Annotated in this window: 19 protein-coding genes, 1 tRNA gene and 1 pseudogene; 15 read left to right on the top strand and 6 right to left on the bottom strand. The window is 70.2% G+C overall.

Annotated features, from left to right (window positions below):
* Nucleotides 1–124 precede the first annotated feature (124 nt).
* From BX283_RS17465 to BX283_RS17425, 9 genes and pseudogenes are all read left to right on the top strand, one after another.
* Nucleotides 125–625: a hypothetical protein gene (locus BX283_RS17465; protein ID WP_101388514.1), complete on the top strand. Its 501-nt coding sequence runs from the start codon at nt 125–127 to the stop codon at nt 623–625.
* A gap of 66 nt (nt 626–691) precedes the next feature.
* Nucleotides 692–2,269: a WXG100 family type VII secretion target gene (locus BX283_RS17460; protein WP_101388513.1), complete on the top strand. Its 1,578-nt coding sequence runs from the start codon at nt 692–694 to the stop codon at nt 2,267–2,269.
* Nucleotides 2,270–2,330: 61 nt separating this feature from the next.
* Nucleotides 2,331–3,506 (top strand): type VII secretion-associated serine protease mycosin, encoded by a 1,176-nt coding sequence (gene mycP, locus BX283_RS17455; RefSeq protein ID WP_373979183.1) that lies wholly within the window; start codon nt 2,331–2,333, stop codon nt 3,504–3,506.
* Between the two features lie 179 nt (nt 3,507–3,685).
* Nucleotides 3,686–4,108 (top strand): hypothetical protein, encoded by a 423-nt coding sequence (locus tag BX283_RS17450; protein WP_101388511.1) that lies wholly within the window; start codon nt 3,686–3,688, stop codon nt 4,106–4,108.
* 54 nt (nt 4,109–4,162) lie between these two features.
* On the top strand, nt 4,163–6,493 hold the full coding sequence (locus BX283_RS17445; RefSeq protein ID WP_101388510.1) for a hypothetical protein: 2,331 nt from the start codon (nt 4,163–4,165) through the stop codon (nt 6,491–6,493).
* Between the two features lie 63 nt (nt 6,494–6,556).
* The gene (locus BX283_RS17440; protein WP_101388509.1) at nt 6,557–7,192 is read left to right on the top strand and encodes a hypothetical protein; all 636 of its coding nucleotides are present in this window, start codon (nt 6,557–6,559) and stop codon (nt 7,190–7,192) included.
* A gap of 541 nt (nt 7,193–7,733) precedes the next feature.
* Complete coding sequence (locus BX283_RS17435) at nt 7,734–7,961, top strand: excisionase family DNA-binding protein (RefSeq protein WP_101388508.1); 228 nt, start codon at nt 7,734–7,736, stop codon at nt 7,959–7,961.
* A gap of 84 nt (nt 7,962–8,045) precedes the next feature.
* Nucleotides 8,046–9,286, top strand: a pseudogene (locus tag BX283_RS17430) (tyrosine-type recombinase/integrase).
* 218 nt (nt 9,287–9,504) lie between these two features.
* On the top strand, nt 9,505–10,359 hold the full coding sequence (locus BX283_RS17425) for a DUF6551 family protein (protein ID WP_101388507.1): 855 nt from the start codon (nt 9,505–9,507) through the stop codon (nt 10,357–10,359).
* Between the two features lie 155 nt (nt 10,360–10,514).
* On the opposite strand, the gene BX283_RS17420 is transcribed toward BX283_RS17425, so the two are convergent.
* Nucleotides 10,515–10,589: transfer RNA gene (locus BX283_RS17420), tRNA-Cys, on the bottom strand.
* Nucleotides 10,590–10,786: 197 nt separating this feature from the next.
* Between BX283_RS17420 and BX283_RS17415 the strand changes: the two genes are divergently transcribed.
* The 4 genes from BX283_RS17415 to BX283_RS17400 all read left to right on the top strand — a co-directional run bounded on the left by BX283_RS17415 (nt 10,787) and on the right by BX283_RS17400 (nt 16,646).
* Nucleotides 10,787–12,265: an MFS transporter gene (locus tag BX283_RS17415; RefSeq protein WP_101392413.1), complete on the top strand. Its 1,479-nt coding sequence runs from the start codon at nt 10,787–10,789 to the stop codon at nt 12,263–12,265.
* Between the two features lie 623 nt (nt 12,266–12,888).
* A complete protein-coding gene (locus BX283_RS17410) occupies nt 12,889–14,673 on the top strand; it encodes a DEAD/DEAH box helicase (RefSeq protein WP_101388506.1) in 1,785 nt (594 codons plus the stop codon).
* Nucleotides 14,674–15,156: 483 nt separating this feature from the next.
* Nucleotides 15,157–15,801 carry an IclR family transcriptional regulator gene (locus BX283_RS17405; protein WP_101388505.1) on the top strand — a complete coding sequence of 215 codons (645 nt, stop codon included), beginning with the start codon at nt 15,157–15,159 and terminating at the stop codon, nt 15,799–15,801.
* A gap of 56 nt (nt 15,802–15,857) precedes the next feature.
* Nucleotides 15,858–16,646, top strand: coding sequence for a PDZ domain-containing protein (locus tag BX283_RS17400; RefSeq protein ID WP_101388504.1), 789 nt, complete (start codon nt 15,858–15,860; stop codon nt 16,644–16,646).
* Nucleotides 16,647–16,749: 103 nt separating this feature from the next.
* On the opposite strand, the gene BX283_RS17395 is transcribed toward BX283_RS17400, so the two are convergent.
* The 4 genes from BX283_RS17395 to BX283_RS17380 form a co-directional block, all read right to left on the bottom strand.
* Entirely contained in the window at nt 16,750–18,069 is a 1,320-nt protein-coding gene (locus tag BX283_RS17395; RefSeq protein ID WP_101388503.1) for an MFS transporter, read from the bottom strand.
* Entirely contained in the window at nt 18,066–18,257 is a 192-nt protein-coding gene (locus tag BX283_RS17390; protein ID WP_101388502.1) for a hypothetical protein, read from the bottom strand. Before BX283_RS17390 ends, BX283_RS17395 begins: the two co-directional genes overlap by 4 nt.
* 55 nt (nt 18,258–18,312) lie before the next feature.
* The gene (locus BX283_RS17385; RefSeq protein ID WP_101388501.1) at nt 18,313–18,936 is read right to left on the bottom strand and encodes a transcriptional regulator; all 624 of its coding nucleotides are present in this window, start codon (nt 18,934–18,936) and stop codon (nt 18,313–18,315) included.
* 86 nt (nt 18,937–19,022) lie between these two features.
* A complete protein-coding gene (locus BX283_RS17380) occupies nt 19,023–19,496 on the bottom strand; it encodes an Lrp/AsnC family transcriptional regulator (RefSeq protein ID WP_101388500.1) in 474 nt (157 codons plus the stop codon).
* Nucleotides 19,497–19,617: 121 nt separating this feature from the next.
* Between BX283_RS17380 and hppD the strand changes: the two genes are divergently transcribed.
* Nucleotides 19,618–20,763, top strand: coding sequence for a 4-hydroxyphenylpyruvate dioxygenase (gene hppD / locus BX283_RS17375; RefSeq protein ID WP_101388499.1), 1,146 nt, complete (start codon nt 19,618–19,620; stop codon nt 20,761–20,763).
* A 273-nt stretch (nt 20,764–21,036) separates the two neighbouring features.
* On the opposite strand, the gene BX283_RS17370 is transcribed toward hppD, so the two are convergent.
* Nucleotides 21,037–22,602 (bottom strand): lipopolysaccharide assembly protein LapB, encoded by a 1,566-nt coding sequence (locus BX283_RS17370; RefSeq protein ID WP_180357181.1) that lies wholly within the window; start codon nt 22,600–22,602, stop codon nt 21,037–21,039.
* 97 nt (nt 22,603–22,699) lie between these two features.
* Between BX283_RS17370 and BX283_RS17365 the strand changes: the two genes are divergently transcribed.
* Nucleotides 22,700–24,109 carry an FAD-binding oxidoreductase gene (locus tag BX283_RS17365; protein WP_101388498.1) on the top strand — a complete coding sequence of 470 codons (1,410 nt, stop codon included), beginning with the start codon at nt 22,700–22,702 and terminating at the stop codon, nt 24,107–24,109.
* Nucleotides 24,110–24,132: the final 23 nt, after the last annotated feature.

Genomic DNA, 24,132 nt, shown 5'->3' with positions numbered 1-24,132 from the left:
AAAGCAGAGGGAGGAGTTCAGTCTGTCAGCGGTGCTGACTACAGTTACTTACGGAGCTGTACGGGGAACGGCGAACGGGGAGGCGACTGTGGCGCAGGACGGTGGGGGGAGCGTAGGCCCCGGGGTGAACACGCTGGCACCGGTGCTCGGGATGATGCCGGTGGTCGGGGCGGCGGCGGGTGCCGCCGTGGTGGCGGCGGCGGACCTGGCCCGCGAGGCCGAGTCGATGCTCACCTTCAAGAAGCGGGTCGACGCGCTGCTCACCAAGCTCAACGACTCGGAGGCGGCGTCGGCCAAGATCGGCGCGGACCGCCTGGCCAAGTCCGAGCTGGGCCCGGACGACTTGAAGGAGAGCGCGTTCCTGTACGGCGTGTACGAGGTCGTGCACGACCAGATCGGCCAGCTCTCCAAGGCCCTCGGCATGCAGATCGAGGGCCTGTGCATCGCGGTCCTGGCGGCGGAGAACGGGTACGACGGCGTGGACGCGGACGTCCGGGACCGGATGCGCGCGATCAGCGGGGAGCTGCACCGCCAGCAGGAGCTGTACGGGACGGACGCGCCCGACACCGCCGGCGCGCCCGCGCCGAAGGCGCCGGACAAGGGCGCGACGGGCGGGTCGATCTGATGCGGCTCGATGTGACGGGCGCGGGCCGTATGGAGTGCGGATTCCAGGGGATGGCGGTGCGGCGAGATGGCTGAGAACAAGGGGAAGGGGCCCGGGCCCGGGCAGGAGCGGGGGGCGCCGAAGCCCCCGCCGTTGGAGCGGACCGACTTCGAGCACAAGTCGCACCAGGAGCTCTGGACCATGGTCCAGGGCATGAAGGCCGACTCGGCCTCCCACCTCGCCAAGAAGCTCGCCGACGCGGCCAAGACGATCACCGAGATCGGCGACGACCTGAAGGCCCACATGAGCCGCGTCGTCTGGACGGGCGAGGGCGCGAAGGCGTTCACCGACTGGGGCCACGACGCGGCGATGGCCACGCTGGGCCTGGGCGCGTACAGCAACGCCGCGTCGACCACCCTCGACGCCGTCTCGCACGCCATCGCCCAGGTCAAGTCCTCGGTCCCGGCGTACGACCCCGCGCTCAAGAAGGAGGCCACGGACACCCAGAAGCTGTACGTGGCCGCCCACCACGACCCCGACGGCCAGCAGGACGCCCGCGACGCCTCGGCCAAGCTGACCGGCCTCAACGAGAAGTTGGAGGGGCAGCGGCAGGAGGCTGTGCAGGGGCTCAAGCGGTTGGCGGATGCGTACGTGCACTCCGGGGAGCAGATAGCTGCGCTGCGCCCGCCGGTGTTTCCGCCGCCGCCGGCGGTGTTTGTGCCGGAACGCGCCATTGATAGCAGTACGTACGTCAGTGGTGGGGGGACGTCGTCGAGCCAGCGTGCCAGAACCTCGACGTCGCAGACCGGCAGCCACCTCTCTACCCCTTCGGGGACGACGCACAGCACTTCGGTGACGTCGCACACCGTGACTCCGGTAGGGGAGACGCTTCCGACTCACGTACCTGACGTGCCTGTGGGAACGACCATCGATGGCGTCGACACGCTGCCGCCGCCCACTCACACCACTCCCACCAGCCCTGTTGTCACCCCCACCCCGTCGCCTGTCGGCAGGCCGGACATCGGGCCGATGCCGCCGCTCGGGACCATCCCGCCCACGTTCACCGGAGGCGGGAAGCGGGGAGTGCCGGAGCCCGGCGTACCGGGAGGGCGGCAGGCGACGGGCGGTCTCCGTGGACCCGGCCTTCCTGGGCGCAGCACGGTGGGAGGACTGCCCCCGAGCTCGCTGCCGCGACCGCCCGGCATCGTCGGCGGCCGTCCCGTACTGCCCGGTGAGGGCCGCCCCACGACCGGCATTCCCCGGGGCACCGTCGTCGGTGATGAGGGCCGGCAGGGGACTCAGGGACGTCCGCCGATGGCTCACGGCCCGGGTGGCCACGGGGGCGGCGGTGGAAGCCGGGGTGGTTTCTCCGGCGGACGCCGACTGGCGGGCGAGCCCGGCGGCATCGTCGGCGGCCGCCCGACCGAGCCCGGGACCCGGAGCGGTCGCCCGTTCACCGAGGGCGGCTCGGGTCTCGTACGCAATGGAGCTGGCGAAGGCAACTCGCGAGCCGGTCAGACCGGGCGGGGGATGATTCCGCCCGGTACGCACGGTCCCGCCGGGCGGCGGGACGAGCGCGGTGGCGAGCGGCCGGACTACCTCACTGAGGACGAGGAGACCTGGCAGCAGAGCGACCGCCGTATTGTGCCGCCTGTAATCGACTGAGCCTCTGAGAAGGAAGCGCATGCCCACCAGGAGCCATCGAGTCATGAGGCGCGGCCGTGCCGTGTCCGTCGTCCTTGGGGCGCTGCTGGTGGGCGTTGCCGCCGCACCCGCGCATGCGGACACGGTCCGCGAGCGTCAGTGGCATCTGGACGCCATGCAGGCGGAAGAGATGTGGAAGACCAGCACGGGTAAGGGAGTCACTGTCGCCGTAATCGACACCGGCGTCGATGACACTCTGGCCGATCTTCATGGGCAGGTACTTCCCGGGCTCAATCTCTCCAGTGAACAGGGTGACGAACACACTGACTGGAAGGGCCACGGAACCGGCATGGCGTCACTGATTGCCGGTACTGGGAAGAGGTCGGCGGCGGACGGTGCCTTCGGTCTGGCGCCTGGCGTGAAGGTTCTTCCGGTCAGGCTGCCGAAGGACACTGAAGGTTCGAAGTTTGTGAACCTCCCTATGTGGCTTGAGAAACTGAGCCAGGGAATCCGCTATGCGGCGGACCATGGCGCCAAGGTGATCAATATTTCGCAGGCCTCGCCAGAGGGCTCTGATGAGCTCACCAGCGCGGTGAAGTACGCCTTGGGCAAGGGATCTCTGGTCTTTGCCGGTGTCGGCAACAGTGGCGACAAGGGCAATCCGATTCAGTACCCCGGCGCAACCCCCGGCGTAGTAGGCGTAGCAGCAGTGGACAAGAAGATCGAAGCGACCAAGGAGTCCCAGCACGGTCCTCAGGTCGATCTCGCCGCCCCAGGCGACGAGATGACGGAGGCCTGCGGCGGCGGCACCCAGATCTGCCTCAGCCACGGCACCAGCGACGCCACCGCCCTCGCCTCCGCCTCCGCCGCCCTCATCTGGTCCGCCCACCCCCAGTGGACCAACAACCAGGTCCTCCGCGTCCTGCTCAACACGGCCGGCGGCCCCAAGAACGGGGACAAGCGGAGTGACTACATCGGGTACGGGGTCGTCCGGCCCCGTATCGCTCTGAAGACCCCCGGCGACCCGGGCCCGGCGAACGAGTGGCCGCTCCCCGACCTGGCGGCGGCCGGGACGCCGTCCCCGCAGGCGCCGGCCTCCCCGGCCCCGTCCGCCTCGGACAAGCCCGCACCCGCCAAGGCCGCGCCCGAGTCGGACGATGACGGCAACACGGGCCTGTGGGTCGGCCTGGGGGCGGCGGGCATCGTCGTCGCGGCCGTCGCCGTACTGCTCGTACGGTCGCGGCGCCGCACGTCCTGACACCCCAGGCGTCACGGCAGCGGCCCGTCAACCCACCCGCCCCATCCCAGCCATTTAGGGGGGATGAAACGGCCACGTACCCCCATAGCCGGACCATGTGCTGGCGCGAAGAACGCGGCGTCCGTACGTTATGGAAGCGGTAAAGAGTCGTCCGGGGGCGTACGGGGGCGGGGATCCGCATGTCGTTCGAGGAAGAGTGGCGCCAGGTACACGCCAGCGCGGCCATGCGGCTGAATCGCGCCGACAACGGGCCGAGCGGGGCGAACGGCCCCGGCGCCGCCGACCTCAGCGTCCGGCGCGACGACCTCGGCGTGGTCGGCGGAGACGCCTTCAAGCTCCACGACGGGCTCAGGCGCGACGGCAATCACGCACGCGAATCCACCGGCGCCGCCGCGACCGCGCTGAGCGCCCGCAACTTCACCAGCGGCGGCGAGCTGGCGAAGGTCCGCGCCAAGTGGGACACCCAGCTGCGCACTCTCAGCGACGCCTGTGCGCAGATCTCCAACCACCTCGACTACTCGATGGCCGCCCATGCCAAGGACGACGAGCGCGTCGGGGGCGAGCTGATCGCGGTGTCGCGGATCGACGAGTACCTGAAGTAGGCGCCGGACAGAGCGACTTCGAGACTTCGAACCACCCAAGGTCGGTATCAGGACATGCTCACGTACGACGACGTGGTGAACGCGCCGCTCGACAAGCTGAAGACGGCGGTCGACGACTGGTCGGACATGGTCGGCAGACTCAAGACGCTCGCCGAAGAGGCCCGTAAGGGCATGAAGGCGCACGCCGACGCGGCTGACTGGGCCGGGGTGAACGCGGGGGTGACCAAGGCGTTCATCGCCAAGACGGCCAAGGAGTTCGAGGACGCGGCGGCGGAGGCGAAGGGGATCCACACGATCCTGAACGACGGGTACGCGGCGTTCAAGCGGGCGAAGGACGAGTTACAGAAGATCGTCGACGGTTCGGAGAAGTCCGGCATCGTCGTCGATTCCCACGGCAAGGTCACTGCCCGCTATTCCGTCTCGGGCGACTACACGGCCCACCACGCCCCGGACTTCTCCCTCGAACTGAAGAAGCAGAACGACAACCTCGCGGAGTGGCAGCGGCGGGTCGATGCGCTGGTCGAGGAGTGCGGCGACGCCGACGAGTCGCTGCGGCTGGCGCTGGCGGCGAACGTCACGGACGCCCACAACTTCACCGTGCCCCGGTTCTCCAGCCTGGATGCGGAGGAAGCGCAGCGGGCCCTCGATCTCGCCTCCAAGGGGCGGGCCCTCAGCCACACCGAACTCAACAAGCTCAATGAGTTGTTGCGGGACAATCACGGGTCGGCGGAGTTCGCCACGACGTTCTACTCGAAGCTGGGGCCGAAGGGCGCGCTGGAGTTCTTCGGGCAGTTGTCGACCGATACGTACGCCTACGCGAAGGTGGACAAGGAGCGGCTCAAGGACGTCCAGGAGCTGCAGAAGAACCTCGGGCTCAATCTGGCCACCGCGACCGACCCCGACAACAAGTGGCATCTGCCGGACAGTTGGGGCGGCGAGCTGCGGAAGCTCGGCACCCAGCGGATTCCGCTGGCGAAGTACGACCCCAATCCGCCGTACGGGTATCAGCTGCTCGGCGGCATCATGCGGTACGGGAACTACGACCCCAGGTTCCTCGATCCGATCGCCGAGCATGTGGTTCAGTTGCACCAGAAGAACCCGTACCTGTTCGCGGACACGAAGCCGGTCGGGGGCTGGCAGAAGAACCCGTTCAACCCGTCCGGGCTGAACGGTTCCGGCTACGACCCGGTGACGTCCATGCTGGAGGCACTCGGCCACAGCCCGGAGGCGTCGAAGCAGTTCTTCTCGGCCGATCCGACCGCGTACAACGAGGATGGGACGGTCAGGAGCGGGGCGGCGGATTTGGGGAAGGACAAGTCCGGTAACCCGATCGGCAATTACCTCGACTATTTCGGCAGCGAGGACTATAAGTCCTTTCCTGACGTTGACGGTCATGATCCCGGTGACGTCAAGAGGTCCGTGGCTTATACGGCGGATGCGTTCGGGCATGCGTTGGAGGCGGCGACGCTCGGGCATGCCTGGGACGATCCCCACCCGCAGCTGCGACGAGACGAGACATCAGCCCAGATCATGCAGGATGTGGTGGCGAAGTACGGGGAAGACCCCAAGCTGCTGCGGCATCAGGAGGCGCTGGCCGACAGCCTGGGGAACATGGGGGCGGGGTATCTCGACGACATCAATCGGGCCATCGACGACAATCAGCCGGACAGTGTGTTCGCCCCAGGCGCGAATTCGAAGTCGCATGCTCAGTTCACCCACGACAACGCTCTCAAATTCCTGAGCACGCTGGGGCAGCATCCGGACTCCTACGCCTCGATGACGACTGCCGAGCGTATCTACACGACCAGCATGCTCGAGGCGCAGATTGGCCCCGACGGCAAGATGCACGAAGGGGCGATGCGGCAGGCTCTCCGGACCGGCGCCGAGGTGCAGGGAATGCTCGACCAGTCCCGTGCCGACCAGGTCGAGGCTGAGGGAATGAAGAAGCACGAGGAGTACGAGAAGGCGCACGCCAAGCGTTCCGCCTGGGTGGAGTTCGGCACGACCTCGGCGATCGCCGCGGGTGTGGCCTTCCTCCCGGCCACCGCGGCGGCAGCCGGGGCGGCCGCCGTCCTTGTGCCGCTGGCCGTGGACACCAGCCATGGCGCTGTGGAACAGATCGCCGGTCAGGTGGTGGGCGACTGGTCGGACAAGAGGGTCGACGATCACAAGAAGAAGATCGAGGAGCTTACCCGGGAACAGAAGACCGCCGTCTTCCAGGCGGGGGAGTACAGCGCGGAGTCACCCATGAAGCGCTTCATGAGCTATCACGGGATCCGGTCCACAAGTGAGTTCGGACAGGATCTGCAGGATGCCGTGGACCTGGGGTATGCGAAGGGCAACGCGCGCGAGAACCAGCAGGGCAACGACCCTGAGACGGACTGAATCGAGAAGGAGGCGCCGCCTGTGGCGCGGTGGAGTGGGCTGCGAGGTGTTCCGCTGGTCGCAGTGGCGGCGCTCGTGCTGGTTGCCTGCGGCGGCGGCGCCGATGCCGAGGGTGACAACAGATTCGTGGCGGCGGGCCAGTTGTGCGGCGGGGCTTTCCAGGGGGAGGCGGTGTCGGCGCTGGAGACCGTGACGGGGGCGAAACTCTTCTTCCCTCACTCGGAAGACGAAGGGGTATCGAGCACGGCCTCGGCGCTGGCGGATGACTTCCGGAAAGGTGCCCCCAGCGCCCCGTCGCCGGGCGAACGCACCATGTGTTCCGTGTATGCCAAGGGCGGGGGCGATCTCACGGATGCCCGTCTGCGGTTTGCGCTGTATGACGAGAAGGAGCTTCTCGGCGGCGATCTCGCGCCGAGCCTGCACCCGTACGCGATGGGGAAGCGGGCGCTGGCCGGAGTCAAGCGGTCCTATCTCTACTTCGAGTGCGTCAGCCCGGCGCTGCCCGGCTCCAAGGGGCGTCCGGCGCTCGTCGGCGGCGAGCTGTCGGACCGGTATCCGCCGGACGTCGACTCCCGCCCGCTGCGTGAGGCCAGTCTCATCGTTCTGCACTCCGCGTCCCGGGCCCTGGCCGTGGCACTTGGGTGTGAACGCGGCGGCGGGCTGCCGGAGAAGCCCGTACTTGTTCCGAGCCGGGGGTAGTGGGTCCCGCACGGGCGAAGAGCGGACCAAGCGGGCGCCCCCGCGCCGTGGGGGCGCCCGCTCTCGGGTGTTCTGGAGGCCGTGACCGGAATCGAACCGGCGTAACTCGCTTTGCAGGTTTGTCCGTGCTGGGCAGGGCGCGATTCGCGCTCGTTCATCGCCGTTCGTACCCGTACTAACGGTGTGCTCAACGGCACCGGGTGAACGGTTCTGGACGGCCGCGCACGGCGATGAACGAGACGGAAACTGAGACGGGGCAGGGCTCAACCGTGCAACTCCCATCTGCATCAACGAGCTGAGGCGTGGTAGCGCGTGGCGCTACGCTCGCGCCGCGTTATTCCGCAAAAAACCGAGCCCCCCCCGGGACCGGCCCACGGTCGCCCCTGATTTTTGCGGAATATCGCGGGTTTCTGCGGAGCACCACACGCCACCACCCGCTCACTGCATCGCCGCAGGTCAGCGAACCTTCCCGGCTTTTCTGCAGATTTTTCGGTTTGTGCGGAGGCATCTGCCCGTGAACTCGACCCCACCGGAGTGAGCCGTGGACGAACCGAGCACCCTCACCACTCCCAATGACTACGACCCGACCCTAGTTTTCCTCAAGGTCGAAGAGGCCGCCCGCCGCCTCCGCATCGGCCGGACCCGATGCTTCGCCCTCATACGCACCGGCGAACTGGAGTCCGTCATGGTCGGCGGCCTCCGCAGGGTTCCGGTCGACGCGCCGACCGCATACGCGGCCCGTCTCCGTACCGCCCAGCGCGCCGCTTGACGACGCCCGGGGCGGCGGCACTCCCGGACAGGACAGCCCGCCGCCCCGGCTCCATCCCGACACCAACGAATCAGGAGCCTGCCCGTGGCAGAGGACAAGAAGAAGCGCACCCGACAGCCCAACGGCCGCAGCTCGATCTACTTCGGCAAGGACGGTAAATGGCACGGCCGCGTCACCGTCGGCGTATGCGACGACGGCAAGCCGGACCGCCGCCATGTCGAACGCAAGACCAAGACCGAAGTGGCGGAACGTGTCCGAGAACTGGAGAAACAGCGCGACGCCAAGACCGTGAAGAAGCCCGGCAAGGCGTGGACGGTCAAGACGTGGCTGACGCACTGGATCGAGAACGTCGCGCCCCTCGCCGTCAACGACAACACGATGGTCGGGTACGGCGTTGCGGTCCGGAAGCACCTCATCCCTGGCTTGGGCGCTCACCGCCTCGACCGGCTCAAGCCCGAGCACATCGAGGTGTTCTACGCCAAGATGCAGGCCAACGGCAGCAAGCCCGCGACCGCGCACCAGGTGCACCGGACCCTCCGTACGGCCCTCAATGAGGCCGTACGGCGTGGGTATCTCGGCAAGAATCCGGTCCAGTTGGCCAAGGCTCCGAAGACGGGGGAGTACGAGGTCAAGCCCTACAGCGTCCAGGAGGTGCAGCGACTGCTGAAAGCCGCTGCCCAGCATCGCAACTCCGCGCGGTGGGCCGTCGCGCTCGCCCTCGGACTGCGCCAAGGGGAGGTGCTTGGGCTGAAGTGGGATGACGTGAAGGTGGGTTCCTCGTTGTCCGCCGAAGCCGCCACCGCGCGCAGTACGCCCACGGCTGCACGGAGCCCTGCGGACGCAAGACCGCCGGGTACTGCCCGCAGAGGCGACGAACCAATCCGGAACTATCCACCACCAAGTCACGCGCCGGCCGTCGCGCGGTCGGCCTCCCCGAACAGCTCGTCGACCTACTCCGTGCGCACCTCAAGGCGCAGGAAGCAGAGCGAACAGAGGCCGGGAAGCGCTGGGAGGAGAACGGCTTGGTCTTCCCGGATGAGCACGGCCGAAGCCCGTCGCACCGCCGGGGCTGGACCGAGTGGAAGGCTCTTCTCGCTGAGGCGAAGGTGCGGGACGGCCGCCTGCACGACGCACGCCACACGGCCGCCACGGTGCTGCTCATCCTTGGTGTCCCCGAGCGCGCCGTCATGGGCCTCATGGGGTGGTCGACCACGGCCATGGCCGCCCGCTATCAGCACATGGTGGACGCCGTACGGACGGACATCGCGCGGCAGGTGGACGGCCTGATCTGGCAGTCCGATGCACTTCGGCCGGGGGACGGCTAGGGCAAGGGCTGGGCCCCAACAGGCCATCTCGTCCAGGGGATCTGCGGTACAGCCGATACCTCCAGCACTCGGACTCCCTCCGAAGTAGTGAACTCGCCGTACTAGTAGGCCGGTTGGCGGATAACCTGATCGCCGCTTGGTCGCCGTCTCCCGCATTCGGGAGCTGACATGTGTCGCCGTCGCCCCCACTGGGGTGCTGACACAAAAAAGGAGAAACCTTGCCCAGCAAGGACTACAGCTACGACATCCCGGTCCACCCGATCGAGTACCTGAAGGTGGACCCAAGGACCATCAAGTTCGATCCCCGCGCGCAGCGCAACCTCAACAAGGCCCGTGCGCGGACCATCGCTGAGAAGCTGGTCCCCACCGCTCTCGGGACGCCAATCCTCTCGCAGCGTGAGGACGGTCGGTACGCGGTGGACGGCATGCACCGCGTCTACGCCTGCCAGGTCATTCTGGCTGGCGAGGTCTCGGTATCGAACAAGGTCCGCGAGGCTGTTCGGGAGATCACCTGCGAGGTTCACTCTGGCCTCTCCATGGCCAACGAGGCGTCGCTTTTCATCATCAAGAACAAGGAGTCCTCGAAGGTCGGCCCGAACGATGAGTTCAGGATCGGTGTGTTAGCCGGGCACCCGCTCTTCCAGGACACCAACACCGTCCTGGAGGAGCATCAGCTCAAAGTGGGCAGCAGCTCTGTCAACGGCGTGCGCGGCATCAAGGGAATCCTCAGCATCGTCGAGGAGCACGGCCCCGAGATTCTGGACCTGTCGCTCACCATCGCCGAGGACGCTTGGGGTCGCACCCCCGATACCTGGCACGCCGTAACCATCGGAGGCATTGCCACGGTGATGTCCAAGCACCCTGAGTTGAAGCCCGCAGAGTTGGCGCAAAAGCTCAAGCGCCAGGGCGACCCGACTGCCTTCAAGGCCAAGATTCAGACCATCGCCACCAATAACAACACTCGCGCCGACGGCACCAAGGGCCGTCTCAAGGCCGCTCACCTGGCGGTCGCCGGCGCCTGGAACGCTCACCGTAGCGTCAACCGCATTCCCGTCCCGAACATCTTCGAGTAGCCCCAGCCGCGACGGCGTCCCGCTCGCACTTGCGGTGCGGGGCACCAAGCTTTCCTTGCTCGTCTTCGTCAACTGAGACGGGAACCGAGACGGACGGCCAAAGAGGGCGGCACCCCATCCGGGGTGCCGCCCTCTTTTTTGCCTGGTCAAGGCGGTGGAGGCCGTGACCGGAATCGAACCGGCGTAACTCGCTTTGCAGGCGAGCCCCTCAGCCACTCGGGCACACGGCCGGGTGGTGACTTCTTTGACCGTAGGGGGTGGGGGAGGGGCGGGGAAGAGGTGGGCGGGGGCTGCAATGGGACTGCCATGTTGCGTTCATGTGGGGCGTGGGGTGGGGGTGAGGCCTGGGGCGTACGACCAAATGCTGACCTGGGGACCGTTCTCTGGACAGGGGTCAAACGTGGTCTAGGCCCTTACTGTGAGGGCCATGAGTGCCCTGGAGTCCGCCGACGCGGATGTCGTCCCGTCCGCCCCCGATCTTGCCGATCATTCCGTTGCATCCGGTGGGAGCCCTGGCGTTCTCGGTAAAACCCACCGCGCTCTCAGCATCGGCACCATCGCCGTCGTCCTCCTCATCGCCTTCGAGGCCACCGCCGTCGGGACCGCGATGCCGGTCGCGGCGCGGGAGCTCGACGGGGTGTCGCTGTACGCGTTCGCCTTCTCCTCGTACTTCACGACCAGCCTGTTCGGGATGGTCGTCGCCGGGCAGTGGGCGGACCGGCGGGGGCCGCTGGGGGCGCTCGCGGTGGGGATATCGGCGTTCGGGGCGGGGCTGCTGCTGTCCGGTACGGCGGTGAACATGTGGACGTTCATCGCCGGGCGTGCCGTGCAGGGGCTCGGGGGCGGGCTGGTCATCGTGGCGCTGTACGTCGTCGTCGGGCGCGCCTATCCCGAGTCGATGCGGCCCGCGATCATGGCGGCGTTCGCGGCGAGCTGGGTGGTGCCGTCGGTGGTCGGGCCGCTGGCGGCGGGGACCATCACCGAGCACCTGGGCTGGCGGTGGGTGTTCGTGGGGATTCCCGCGCTCGTCGTCTTTCCGCTGGCGCTCGCCCTGCCCGCCATACGGCGGATGGCGTCCGGGCCCGCCGACCCGGACGCGCCCGTGGAGGCCTTCGACCGGCGGCGGATCCGGCTGGCGCTGATGATCTCGCTGGGGGCGGGGCTGCTCCAGTACGCCGGGCAGGACCTGCGGTGGCTGTCGCTGCTGCCGGCGGCCGCGGGCTTCGCCCTGCTGGTGCCCGCCGTCGCGGGGCGGCACGGGCTGCTGCCGCGAGGTACCTACCGGGCGGCGCGCGGGCTGCCGTCCGTGGTGCTGCTGCGGGGGATCGCGGCGGGGTCGTTCATCGCGGCGGAGTCGTTCGTACCGCTGATGCTGGTGACGCAGCGGGGGCTGTCGCCGACGATGGCCGGGTTCTCGCTGGCGGCGGGCGGGGCGACGTGGGCGCTCGGGTCGTACGTGCAGGCTCGTCCGTGGGCCGAGCCGTACCGGGAGCGGCTGATGGTGCTGGGGATGATCATGGTGGCGGCGGCGATCGCGGCGGCGCCGAGCGTGCTGGTCTCGTGGGTGCCGGTGTGGGTGGTGGCGGTGGCCTGGGGCGTGGGGTGCTTCGGGATGGGCATGGTCATCGCCTCGACCAGCGTGCTGCTGCTGAAGCTTTCGGCGCCGGAGGAGGCGGGGGCGAACTCGGCGGCCCTCCAGATCTCGGACGGGCTGTCGAACGTGCTGCTGCTCGCGGGGGGTGGGGCGGCGTTCGCGGCGCTGGGGGGTGGGTCTGTGGGGGCCGCGCATGATGTGGTGGCGGGGGCTTCTGCGGGGCATCCGGGGGCGTTCGTGGTGGTGTTTCTGCCGATGGCGGGGGTTGCGGTGGTGGGGGCTTGGGTGGGGGTGCGGCTGGGGGAGCGGTGAGTTGCCCCTCCCCGCCCCTTCCCTAAACCCTCCGGGGGTGGGTGGGGGTGGAGGTGGCTCTCCCGGGGGCTGCGCCCCCGGACCCCGTTTGCGGGGCCTGCGGTCCCTGCACCCCGCTTCGGGGCTCCGCCCCGGGCCGGTGGGGTGGGCGGATCGAGGGACCGCGTCCCCGGGCCCCGTGCACGGGTGGGTGGGCTACCGGGGGCTTCGCCCCCCGGATCCCGTTCGTCTGCGGACCGTGGACGGCTGGTCGCGCAGTTCCCCGCGCCCCTGAGATGCGCCCCTGCGGGGCGCCCAGGGGATTGCCGCGCAGCGGCACTTTTAGGGGCGCGGGGAACTGCGCGACCAGCCCCCCACCCACCCGCAGACGAACCCACGGCCGCCCGCCCGAGGGCTTCAGGGAAGGGGCGGGGTGGGGGAGACCCCACCCCCTGTGAACCCGCTCACCCCCCACCCCCCACCCGCCCCGTCGACCCCGAATCCCCCCACCCTCACCGGTAAGGTGGCCCGGTTGTCGTACGTACGAGACCGCGACCCAGAAGACGCGACCCAGAAGACGCGACCCAGAAGACGCGACCAAGACAGACGAGCCCCCGCCGCCCCGACCGCACGAACCGGAGACCGTGACTACTACCGCCTCCCACCACCTCTCACCCGCCTTTCCCGGCCGTGCCCCGTGGGGTACCGCCAACAAGCTGCGTGCCTGGCAGCAGGGGGCGCTGGAGAAGTACGTCCAGGAGCAGCCGCGTGACTTCCTCGCCGTCGCCACGCCCGGCGCCGGCAAGACGACGTTCGCGCTGACGCTCGCGTCGTGGCTGCTGCACCACCACGTCGTGCAGCAGATCACCGTCGTCGCGCCGACCGAGCACCTGAAGAAGCAGTGGGCGGAGGCCGCGGCGCGGATAGGCATCCGGCTGGATCCCGACTACAGCGCGGGGCCGCTGAGCAAGGAGTACCACGGGGTCGCCGTGACGTACGCCGGTGTCGGCGTGCGGCCCATGCTCCACCGCAACCGGTGCGAGCAGCGCAAGACCCTCGTCATCCTGGACGAGATCCACCACGCGGGCGACAGCAAATCCTGGGGCGAGGCGTGTCTCGAAGCCTTCGATCCGGCCACTCGGCGGCTCGCCCTCACCGGTACCCCCTTCCGGTCCGACACCAATCCCATCCCCTTCGTCACGTACGAGGAGGGCAACGACGGGATCCGGCGGTCCTCCGCCGACTACACCTACGGATACGGGAACGCGCTGGGCGACGGCGTCGTGCGGCCCGTCATCTTCCTCTCGTACAGCGGCAACATGCGCTGGCGCACCAAGGCCGGGGACGAGATCGAGGCGCGGCTCGGGGAGCCGCTCACCAAGGACGCCATCTCGCAGGCCTGGCGTACCGCGCTCGACCCGCGCGGCGACTGGATGCCGAACGTGCTGCGCGCCGCCGACCAGCGGCTCACCGAGGTCCGCAAGGGCATCCCGGACGCCGGCGCCCTCGTCATCGCCTCCGACCAGGACTCCGCCCGCGCCTACGCCAAGCTGATCCGGGAGATCACCGGCAACAAGGCGACCGTCGTGCTGTCGGACGACAACGGCGCCTCCAAGAAGATCGACGAGTTCAGCGCCAGTACCGATCGGTGGATGGTCGCCGTTCGTATGGTGTCCGAGGGCGTCGACGTGCCCCGGCTCGCCGTCGGCGTCTACGCGACCACCATCTCCACGCCGCTCTTCTTCGCCCAGGCCGTCGGCCGTTTCGTACGGTCGCGGCGGCGCGGCGAGACCGCCTCCGTCTTCGTGCCGACCATCCCCACCCTGCTGAGCTTCGCCTCCGAGATGGAGGTCGAGCGCGACCACGTGCTCGACAAGCCCAAGAAGGAGGGCGAGGAGGACCCGTACGCCGAGGAGGACAAGCTCCTCGCCGAGGCCGAGAAGCAGCAGGACGAGGACACCGGGGAGCAGGACATGCTCCCCTTCGAGGCCCTGGAATCCGACGCCGTCTTCGACCGGGTGCTGTACGACGGCGCGGAGTTCGGCATGCAGGCGCACCCGGGGAGCGAGGAGGAGCAGGACTACCTGGGCATCCCGGGGCTCCTCGAACCCGACCAGGTGCAGCTGCTGCTCCAGAAGCGGCAGGCCCGGCAGATCGCGCACAGCCGGCAGAAGCCCGCCGAGCAGGCCGACCTGCTGGAGATGCCCGCCGAGCGGCGGCCCGTCGTCTCCCACAAGGAGCTGCTGGAGCTGCGCAAGCAGCTGAACACGATGGTCGGGGCGTACGTCCACCAGAGCGGCAAGCCGCACGGGGTCATCCACACCGAGCTGCGGCGGGTGTGCGGCGGGCCGCCGAGCGCCGAGGCCACCGCCGGGCAGATCCGGGAGCGGATCAAGAAGGTGCAGGAGTGGGCGACCCGGATGAAGTAGGTCCGGTCCATCGCGTGCGTGAGTAGCGTGTGTCAATAGCGTGTGTGCGTACGGGAGTTGAGTCCTCGGACGTTCTCGTACGTCCTCGGCGGGGCCCGGGTGCGACGGCGGGCCCCGCCTTCTCCCGTGGGGACGGGACGCGGCGGCGAGGGCCGCCCCCCACGGACGTCCCTCGCACCACCGCAACAGTAATGGGAAAGCAAAGTCGCCCGCGGCGACCAAGGTCCCGGGCACCCTGGACTTAGGTCCTGAACCAGGAGCAATGCCCCGGGTCGTCAACCTGCGCGCCCGGATTCTGGACGAGGGCTTCCGCTGAGCGGGACCGATCGCTACTGTCCCGCCATGCAAAACGCCCCGTGGCAGCGCCGCCGCGGAGCGCAGCCGGTGCCATGGCCTGCCGGCGGCCTCTGTGCGCGTCGCCGATGGGACCGGTGCCGCGAGCCCGTGGGGAGCCGCCGCGACTCACCATAAGGAGTGGGCGTCGTGACCGCGGAGACCTCCCAGACGCTCGACCGGGGACTGCGTGTCCTCAAGCTGCTCGCCGACACCGACCACGGACTGACCGTCACCGAGTTGTCCAACAAACTCGGCGTCAACCGGACGGTGGTCTACCGTCTGCTCGCCACCCTGGAACAGCACGCCCTCGTACGACGTGATCTGGGCGGCCGCGCCCGGGTCGGCCTCGGGGTGCTGCGCCTGGGCCGGCAGGTCCATCCCCTCGTACGGGAGGCGGCCCTGCCCGCACTGCGCTCGCTCGCCGAGGACATCGGGGCGACCGCCCACCTCACGCTGGTCGACGGGGCCGACGCGCTCGCCGTCGCCGTCGTCGAGCCGACCTGGACCGACTACCACGTGGCCTACCGGGCCGGGTTCCGCCACCCGCTCGACCGGGGCGCGGCGGGCCGCGCCATCCTCTCGGCCCGCCAGGCCGGGGGCCTCGTCGACCCGGGCTTCACCCTCACCCACGGCGAACTGGAGGCCGGGGCGAGCGGTGCGGCCGCGCCGCTGGTCGGGGTCACCGGGATAGAGGGCAGCGTGGGCGTCGTGATGCTCGCGGACGCGGTGCCCGAGCGGGTCGGCCAGCGGGTGGTGGACGCGGCGCGGGAGGTCGCGGACGCGCTGCGGTGAGCGAGCCGGGGCGGAGCCCCGGCGAGCCGGGGGACACGCCCCGATACATTGGGTCCGTGCACCCCCGTCACTCACGCCTCCGCAACCTCGCCATCGGCACCGCCCCCGTCGTCGCGCTGCTCGCCGTCGTCGGCTTCGCACCGCTGCCGTTCTCGGTGGCGCAGCCGGGGCTGACCGCGAACGTGCTCGGGGACGACAAGGGCACGCCGGTGATCACCATCGAGGGCAGGCCCACCCGGCACACCACCGGGCAGCTGCGGATGACGACCATCGAGGCGACCGGGCCGTCCGCCGAGGTGGGGATCGCGGACGTGGTGCGCGCCTGGTTCCGTACCGACCAGGCCGTCATGCCCCGCGACTCGGTCTACCCGAGCGGCGGCAGCGACAAGGAGATCACCGAGCACAACCAGGCCGAGATGAAGGAGTCGCAGGACAGCGCCACCGCGGCCGCCCTGAACTACCTCCACCTCGGCTCGAAGCAGGTCAAGGTCACCCTCAACTTGGCCGACGTCGGCGGGCCCAGCGCCGGGCTCCTCTTCTCCCTCGGCATCGTCGACAAGCTCGACGGCAACGGCTCCGGCGGCGAGCTCACGGGCGGCCGGACGATCGCCGGTACGGGCACGATCGAGGCGGACGGCAGCGTGGGCGCGGTCGGCGGGGTCTCGCTCAAGACCCGCGCGGCCCGGCGGGACGGGGCGACCGTGTTCCTGGTGCCGAAGGCGGAGTGCTCGGATGCGAAGGCCGAGCTGCCGGGTGGGTTGCGGCTGATTCCCGTCACCACGCTGTCGGGGGCGGTTTCGGCCCTGAAGGCGCTGGACAAGGGCGGTAGCGTCCCCAGCTGCTAGCTGCCGCCGGCGGGCGGCTGTTCGTCTGCGGACCGTGGTGGGCTGGTCGCGCAGTTCCCCGCACCCCTAAAGGCGCGTGGGCCGCCGCACCTCGTTGAGTTGCTCAGTGCGCGGCTCCCGCACCCACCCGCGTCAACTCCTCGCTTTTCTGCGGGAGTTCGGCCGTATCCATCGTCCGCCACGCCGGGAACACCAGCGGGCTCAGTGTCGTCGCCAAGTACACCGCTCCCACCGCCAGCAGCGCGCCCCGCGCCCCCGCCGCGTCCACCAGCAGGCCCGCGCCCAGGCCGCCCAGCGGCATCGCCAGTTCGCAGCCCGCGGTGAGTGCGCCGGAAACCCGGCTGCGCAGCTCCTGGGGGACACGCTCGTACGTCACCGTCGTCAGGATCGGGTTGAGCATGCCGCCCGCGAGGCCGCCGAGCGCCATCGTGGCGGCGAGCGGCAGCGCCGAGCCGGTCAGTGCGGCCACCACGAAGCGCGGCGCGCCCGCCAGGACGAAGGCGGCGGTGAACACCGCGCGCCTGGGGAACCGGTGGCCCACCGCGCCGTACAGCAGCGCGCCCAGCAGTCCGCCCGCCCCGAACGAGGCCGTGAGCAGGCCGAGTTGGGTGGCGCCGCCGAGTTCGCGTTCGGCGTGCACGGGCAGCAGGACGGCGTTCCAGCCCTGGTCGAGGCCGTTGGTGACCATGACCATCACGCTGACGGCGAGCAGCAGCCGGGCACGGAGCAGGAAGGCGTATGTCTCGCGGAGTTCGGCCCGGTAGGTGGTGAGGGAGACCGGCGCCGCGTCCCGTACCGGCTCGGCCGCGCGGATACCGCGTATCCCGAGGGCGACCAGGAGCGCGGACGTGCCGAACGTCGCCGCGTCCAGGAGCAGCACGGACTCCGCGCCGACCAGCGCGATCAGCAGCCCGGCGAGCGCGGCGCCCGCCATCCTCGCGCCGCGCTGCACGGCGTCGAACAGGCTGGCCGCGCGGGTCAGGGTGGTACCGGCGCGCTCGGCGAGGTCGGGGACCAGGACATAACGCGCGGTCCGGCCGGGGGTGGCGGCCAGCCCTTCGAGCGCCATCAGCGCGCACAGCAGCCAGAAGTGGAGCGCGCCCGCGAAGTGGAGGAGCGGGATGGCGCCGACGGCGAGCGCGCAGATCAGGTCCGAGGCTACGCTCACCTGCCGTCTGCCGAGCCGGTCGATGACCGGGCCGCCGACCAGCGCGGCCACGACGATCGGCAGGGTGGCGCAGAAGGCCACCACCCCGGCCCGTCCGGCGCTGCCGGTGGTCTCCAGGACGAACCACGGGACGCCGATCAGCGTCAGCGAACTGCCCGCGGTGGAGATGGTGTTGGCCGTCAGGACGGCGGCCAGTGGAGTACGTCTACGTGTGCGCGTGATCTGCTCTTCGGCTTGCCCCCCGACGCCGCTCATGCGATACGGGTGCGGTGGCGTGGGCGCGCGGGGGGCTGGGCGAGACGCGTGCCCAACTCCACGAGCTTCAGGCCTACTTGGCGGCGTATACGGCGGCGGTCGCGCGGTATGAGGGCGTGGTCGGCGGCCTCCTCGCGGAGTTCGGCGGCGCGGGCTTCGTGCAGGGAGAGGTACGTGGAGGGCAGCATGGCGCGTGATCCCTTCGCTGCTCGTACAGGCGTGTCGGGCGTGTCAGGCGTGTGGTCAGTGGCTCTTGCGCGGGAACGAGTGCAGGTGGACGCGGACCTGGGCGGTGTCCTCGGCCTCGGTGTGGGCGAGGCCGCGGTAGCTCTCGATCAGCTCGTGCGCCTTCTCGTTGAGCTCGCGCAGCTGCGCGGCGGTCAGCCGGAGCGTGAAGTCGCTCATGTCCGAGCTGGTGGCCCACTCGTCGGGCCAGTTGCTGGCGGTGCCCAGCCAGGTCGAGAGCTCCTGGGTGTGGATGGTCGCGATCTCGTGCATGAACAGGTCGGCGGCGCCGCGCACCTCGGGGTCGGGGTCGTGGTGCAGCTCCTCGGTGAAGCTGGTGCCGTCGTGGGCGGCCCGCCACCAGCGCTCGCGGCCCTTGCCGTGCTCGGGCGCGTCCTCGACGAAGCCGTGCGCGGCGAGCTGGCGCAGGTGGTAGCTGGTCGCGCCGCTGGACTCGCCGAGCCGTCCGCCCAGCTGGGAGGCGGTGGCCGGGCCGTCGTGCCGCAGCGCCGCCAGCAGGCGGATCCGCAGGGGATGGGCCAGGCCGCGCAGGGAGTGCGCGTCGAGCGTGCGCTCACGGGGCCCGCCCTTCGGGCTTTCGGTCGTCGGGGCCTCGGGCTTCGGGTCGTCGTGCTCGGTCATGGCTCAACCGTAGACCTGCAAAGAAGTTGTTGCAAGCATTTCTTTGCATCGAACTCTTTGCAAGGGAGTCTTTGCGACGTACAGCGTCAGCGTGCGTCCTGGGCCGCCTGCTCCACCAGCGGGATGATCCGCAGGGGGACGGGGTTCTCCATGACGATCGCCGTGGAGGCCCGGACGATGCCGTCAAAACCGACGACCCGGTCGATCACCCGCTGGAGATCGGCGTTGGAGCGGGCCACCAGACGGCAGAGCATGTCGCCGTGCCCGGTGGTGGTGTGCAGCTCCAGGACCTCGGGCACGGTGGCCAAGTGCGCCCGTACGTCGGCGCCCTGGCCCTGTTTGATCTCCAGGGTCGCGAAGGCGGTCACCGGGTAGCCGAGCGCCGCCGGGTCGACGTCCGGGCCGAATCCCCGGATGACTCCGTTCGACTGAAGCCGGTCGAGCCGGGCCTGTACGGTGCCGCGCGCCACGCCGAGCCGACGGGACGCCTCAAGGACCCCGATACGCGGCTCCCGCGCCAGGAGCACGATGAGCCGCCCGTCCAGATGATCGATCGCCATGAGCCTCTCCGGATGGTCACGATGTACAGAAAGCGGGTGGGGGCGGCCCTGTCACTGGTCAGATTGCCCACCCCGAACACAAACTATTGCGCACCTTGCAGGACGGGGGGAGCCTGCCGCTATGACTGAGACCATCGATCACACCCCCGACACCGCCCGGCAGGCCGACCCCTTCCCGGTGAAGGGAATGGACGCGGTCGTCTTCGCCGTGGGCAACGCCAAGCAGGCCGCGCACTACTACTCGACCGCCTTCGGCATGAAGCTCGTCGCGTACTCCGGACCGGAGAACGGCAGCCGCGAGACGGCCTCGTACGTCCTGACCAACGGGTCCGCCCGTTTCGTGTTGACCTCCGTCATCAAGGCGTCCACCGATCACGGCCGCTTCCTGGCCGACCACGTGGCCGAGCACGGCGACGGCGTCGTCGACCTCGCCATCGAGGTGCCGGACGCGCGCGCGGCGTACAAGTACGCCACCGAGCACGGCGCGACCGGCCTCGCCGAGCCGTACGAGCTGAAGGACGAGCACGGCACGGTGGTGCTGGCGGCGATCGCCACGTACGGCAAGACCCGGCACACCCTGGTCGACAGGTCCGGCTACTCCGGCCCGTACCTGCCCGGCTTCGTCGCCGCCGACCCGATGGTGGAGCCGCCGGCCAAGCGCACGTTCCAGGCGATCGACCACTGCGTCGGCAACGTCGAGCTCGGCAAGATGAACGAGTGGGTCGCGTTCTACAACAAGGTCATGGGCTTCACGAACATGAAGGAGTTCGTGGGCGACGACATCGCGACCGAGTACAGCGCGCTGATGTCGAAGGTGGTCGCGGACGGCACGCTCAAGGTCAAGTTCCCGATCAACGAGCCCGCGATCGCGAAGAAGAAGTCGCAGATCGACGAGTACCTGGAGTTCTACGGGGGCGCGGGCGTCCAGCACATCGCGCTCGCCACGAACGACATCGTCTCCACGGTACGGGCGATGCGCGCCGCGGGCGTCACGTTCCTGGACACGCCGGACTCGTACTACGACACGCTGGGCGAGTGGGCGGGCGAGACCCGGGTGCCCGTCGAGACCCTGCGCGAGCTGAAGATCCTCGTGGACCGCGACGAGGACGGCTACCTCCTCCAGATCTTCACCAAGCCGGTGCAGGACCGGCCGACGGTCTTCTTCGAAATGATCGAGCGGCACGGTTCGATGGGTTTCGGCAAGGGCAACTTCAAGGCGCTCTTCGAGGCGATCGAGCGGGAGCAGGAGAAGCGGGGCAATCTGTGACCTACAACTCGCCGTGCGAGCACGGTAGTTGAGTTACGGTCATAACCCTGCGGCCCCACGGACCTGACCTGTGGGGCCGCGGGCCGTTTGTGCCCGGTCTTTGTCTGCGGGCCGGTGGGTGGCTGGTCGCGCAGTTCCCCGCGCCCCTAAATGCGACCCTCCGGGCCGCCCAGGGGATTGCCGCGCAGCGGCACTTAAGGGGCGCGGGGAACTGCGCGACCAGCCGTCCACGGTCCGTAGACGAACGGGGTCCGGGGCGAAGCCCCCGGGGGGCTATTGCTTCCGCTTGCGGGCCGCGGCCGCGGCCGAGCCCGAAGACCCCGACCCCGACGACCCCGACCCCGTCGGCGGATCCGGCACGTAGCCGTACACGTCCTTCGGACCCCCCTCCGCCGGCTCCCCCAACCCCTCCAACCCCTCCCGCGCCTTCGGCGCCAGCAGCGGCGAGAAGTACGGATTCGTCCGCAGCGCCTCCTCCAGATCGCGCCGAGCCGGACCGGACTGCCCGAGCTCCCGCTCCAGCACCCCCCGGTGGTAGGAGAACAACGCGCTCCGGCCCCCCTTCTCCGCCGCCTGCTTCAGGAACACGAGCCCCTCCTCCGGCTCCCCGGCCCGGTACAGCGCCCACCCCAGCGCATCCGCCACCGCCGCGTTCGGCGTCCGCCGCCACTGCGCGCGCAGCCGCTCCACCGCCGACTCCGGCGCGCCGTGGTCCGCCTCGAAGCGGCCGAGGACGAGTGCGTCGTTCACCCCGTGCCCGTCGTCCGACGCGGCCCGCGCGCGCAGCCGCGCGTACTGGGCGCGGGCGTCCGCGCCGAGCCCGAGCGACTCGTACAACTCGCCCAGCTCCAGCAGGTATTCGGGGCGCGGCAGGCGCGCCACCGCCGCCGCGTAGTCGTGGCGGGCCGCCGCCGTACGGCCGAGCGCGAGCTCCGCACGGGCCTTGCCCGCCAGCGCCGCGTGCCCGCCCGGATCCGTGCGCAGCGCCGCCGAGTGCTGGGCGAGCGCCTCGGCGGGCTCGCCCCGGTCCCACGCCAGGTCCCCCAACTGCCGCAGGCAGTCGGCCTTCTGGACCGGCGTCGTGGCGTACGCGGCCGCCTCGGTCAGCGCCGCCGCCGCGTCCTCGCGCCAGCCCCGCTCCCGGTACACCGCCCCCGACGCCGCCAGCGCCACCGAGCCGCCGCGCAGATCGAGCAGCTGCTCCACCGACCTGCTCGCGCCCTTGAGGTCACCCAGGCCCCCGTACGCGTCGATCAGCACCGGATACACCGTCCAGCGCTTGGGATCGCGCCGCCGGACCTCCTCGGCCAGCGTCCGCGCGGTCCCGTAGTCGTGCCGCGCGTTGGCCAGCGCCGCCAGACCGATCTGCGCGTCCGCGTTGCCCCGCGCGGCCGGCCGGACCGCCAGCGAGCGGCGCAGGGCCCACTCGGCGCGCGGATAGTACGAGGAGTCCGCAGCCCGCAGCCCGCGCCCCAGATAGGCCGAGCCGAGCACCGCCCAGGACGCGTCGTCCGAGGGGTGCGTGCGCACCCACGCCCGCCGGTCCGCGATCAGCGCGGTCAGATCGGCGGCCGCCGCGGGCGCCCCCGCCCCGACGGCCGTCAGCGCCCGCGCGACCGGCCCCGGCGCGGGCGGCGGCGCGTCCTGGCCGCCGCCGAACCGGGTCGGCAGGACCACCAGGACCCCGGCGGTCAGCAGCGCGGCCACGGCCGCGCCGATCATCGTGCGGCGCGCGGTGCGGGCGGGCGGCGGCCCGGCCGGCTCCAGCGGCGTGGGCCGCGCCGGCGGCGGCAGCGTCAGGGTCTGCCGGTGCGGCGGCCATTCGTCTTCGCTCTCCATGCCGATCACTGTGCGTCCATACGAAGAGCACATCCCGTCCGCGCCCGCCGGGCCGCGCAGGGTTCACACCGATGGCCCCGGGTGCCACGCTGGGATCATGAACGATGGAGCCGAGCCCGTCGCCCCGCCCGCCCCCGAGCCGGGCGCCCTCCTCGAACGGCTGCGCGCGGGTCTGCCCGCCGACGCGCTGATCACCGACCCGGACGTCGCCGCCTCGTACGCCCATGACATGGCGAGCTTCTGCGCGGCCGGGGCCCCGGCCGTGGTCGTCCTGCCGCGTACGGTCGAGCAGGTCCAGCACGTCATGCGCACCGCCACCGAGCTGCGCGTCCCGGTCGTGCCGCAGGGCGCCCGCACCGGTCTGTCGGGCGGCGCCAACGCGACCGAGGGCTGCGTCGTGCTGTCCCTGGTCCGGATGGACCGGATCCTGGAGATCAGCCCGGTCGACCGGGTCGCGGTCGTCGAGCCCGGTGTCGTCAACGCCGTGCTCTCCCGGAAAGTCATGGAACACGGGCTCTACTACCCGCCGGATCCGTCCAGTTGGGAGCAGTGCACCATCGGCGGGAACATCGGCACCGCGTCCGGCGGGCTGTGCTGTGTGAAGTACGGGGTGACCGCCGAGTACGTCCTCGGCCTCGACGTCGTCCTCGCCGACGGCCGTCTCCTGGAGACCGGCCGCCGCACCGCCAAGGGCGTCGCCGGATATGACCTGACCCGGCTCTTCGTCGGCTCCGAGGGCAGCCTCGGCATCGTGGTCAAGGCCGTCCTTGCGCTGCGGCCCGCGCCGCCCGAGCAGCTGGTGCTCGCCGCCGAGTTCCCCTCCGCGGCCGCCGCCTGCGAGGCAGTCTGCGCGATCATGGAGCGCGGCCACACGCCGTCGCTGCTCGAACTCATGGACCGCACGACCGTACGGGCCGTCAACCGCATGGCCCACATGGGTCTGCCGGAGAGCACCGAGGCGCTGCTGCTCGCCGCCTTCGACACCCCCGACCCTGCCTCCGACCTGGCCGCCGTGGGGGAGCTGTGCACCGCCGCGGGAGCCGTCCAGGTGGTCCCGGCCGAGTCGGCCGCCGAGTCCGAACTGCTGCTCCAGGCAAGGCGGTTGTCGCTCACCGCGCTGGAGACCATCAAACCGGCCACAATGATCGACGACGTCTGCGTCCCGCGCTCGCGGCTCGCCGCGATGCTGGAGGGCACCTCGGCGATCGCCGCCAAGTACGACCTGACCATCGGCGTCTGCGCGCACGCCGGGGACGGCAACACCCACCCGGTGGTCTGCTTCGACCACGCCGACGAGGACGAGTCGCGGCGGGCCCGGGAGTCCTTCGACGAGATCATGGCGCTCGGTCTGGAGCTGGGCGGCACGATCACCGGCGAGCACGGCGTGGGCGTGCTGAAGAAGGAGTGGCTGGCCCGCGAACTCGGCCCGGTGGGCGTGGAGATGCAGCGCGCGGTCAAGCGGACCTTCGACCCGCTGGGGCTGCTGAACCCCGGCAAGCTGTTCTGAACAACCGTTACTCCTGTGCCTTG

The sequence above is a fragment of the Streptomyces sp. TLI_146 genome, from assembly GCF_002846415.1.
In the GTDB taxonomy this organism is placed as follows: Bacteria; Actinomycetota; Actinomycetes; order Streptomycetales; family Streptomycetaceae; genus Streptomyces.
This window is presented reverse-complemented; position numbering and strand designations above follow the sequence as displayed.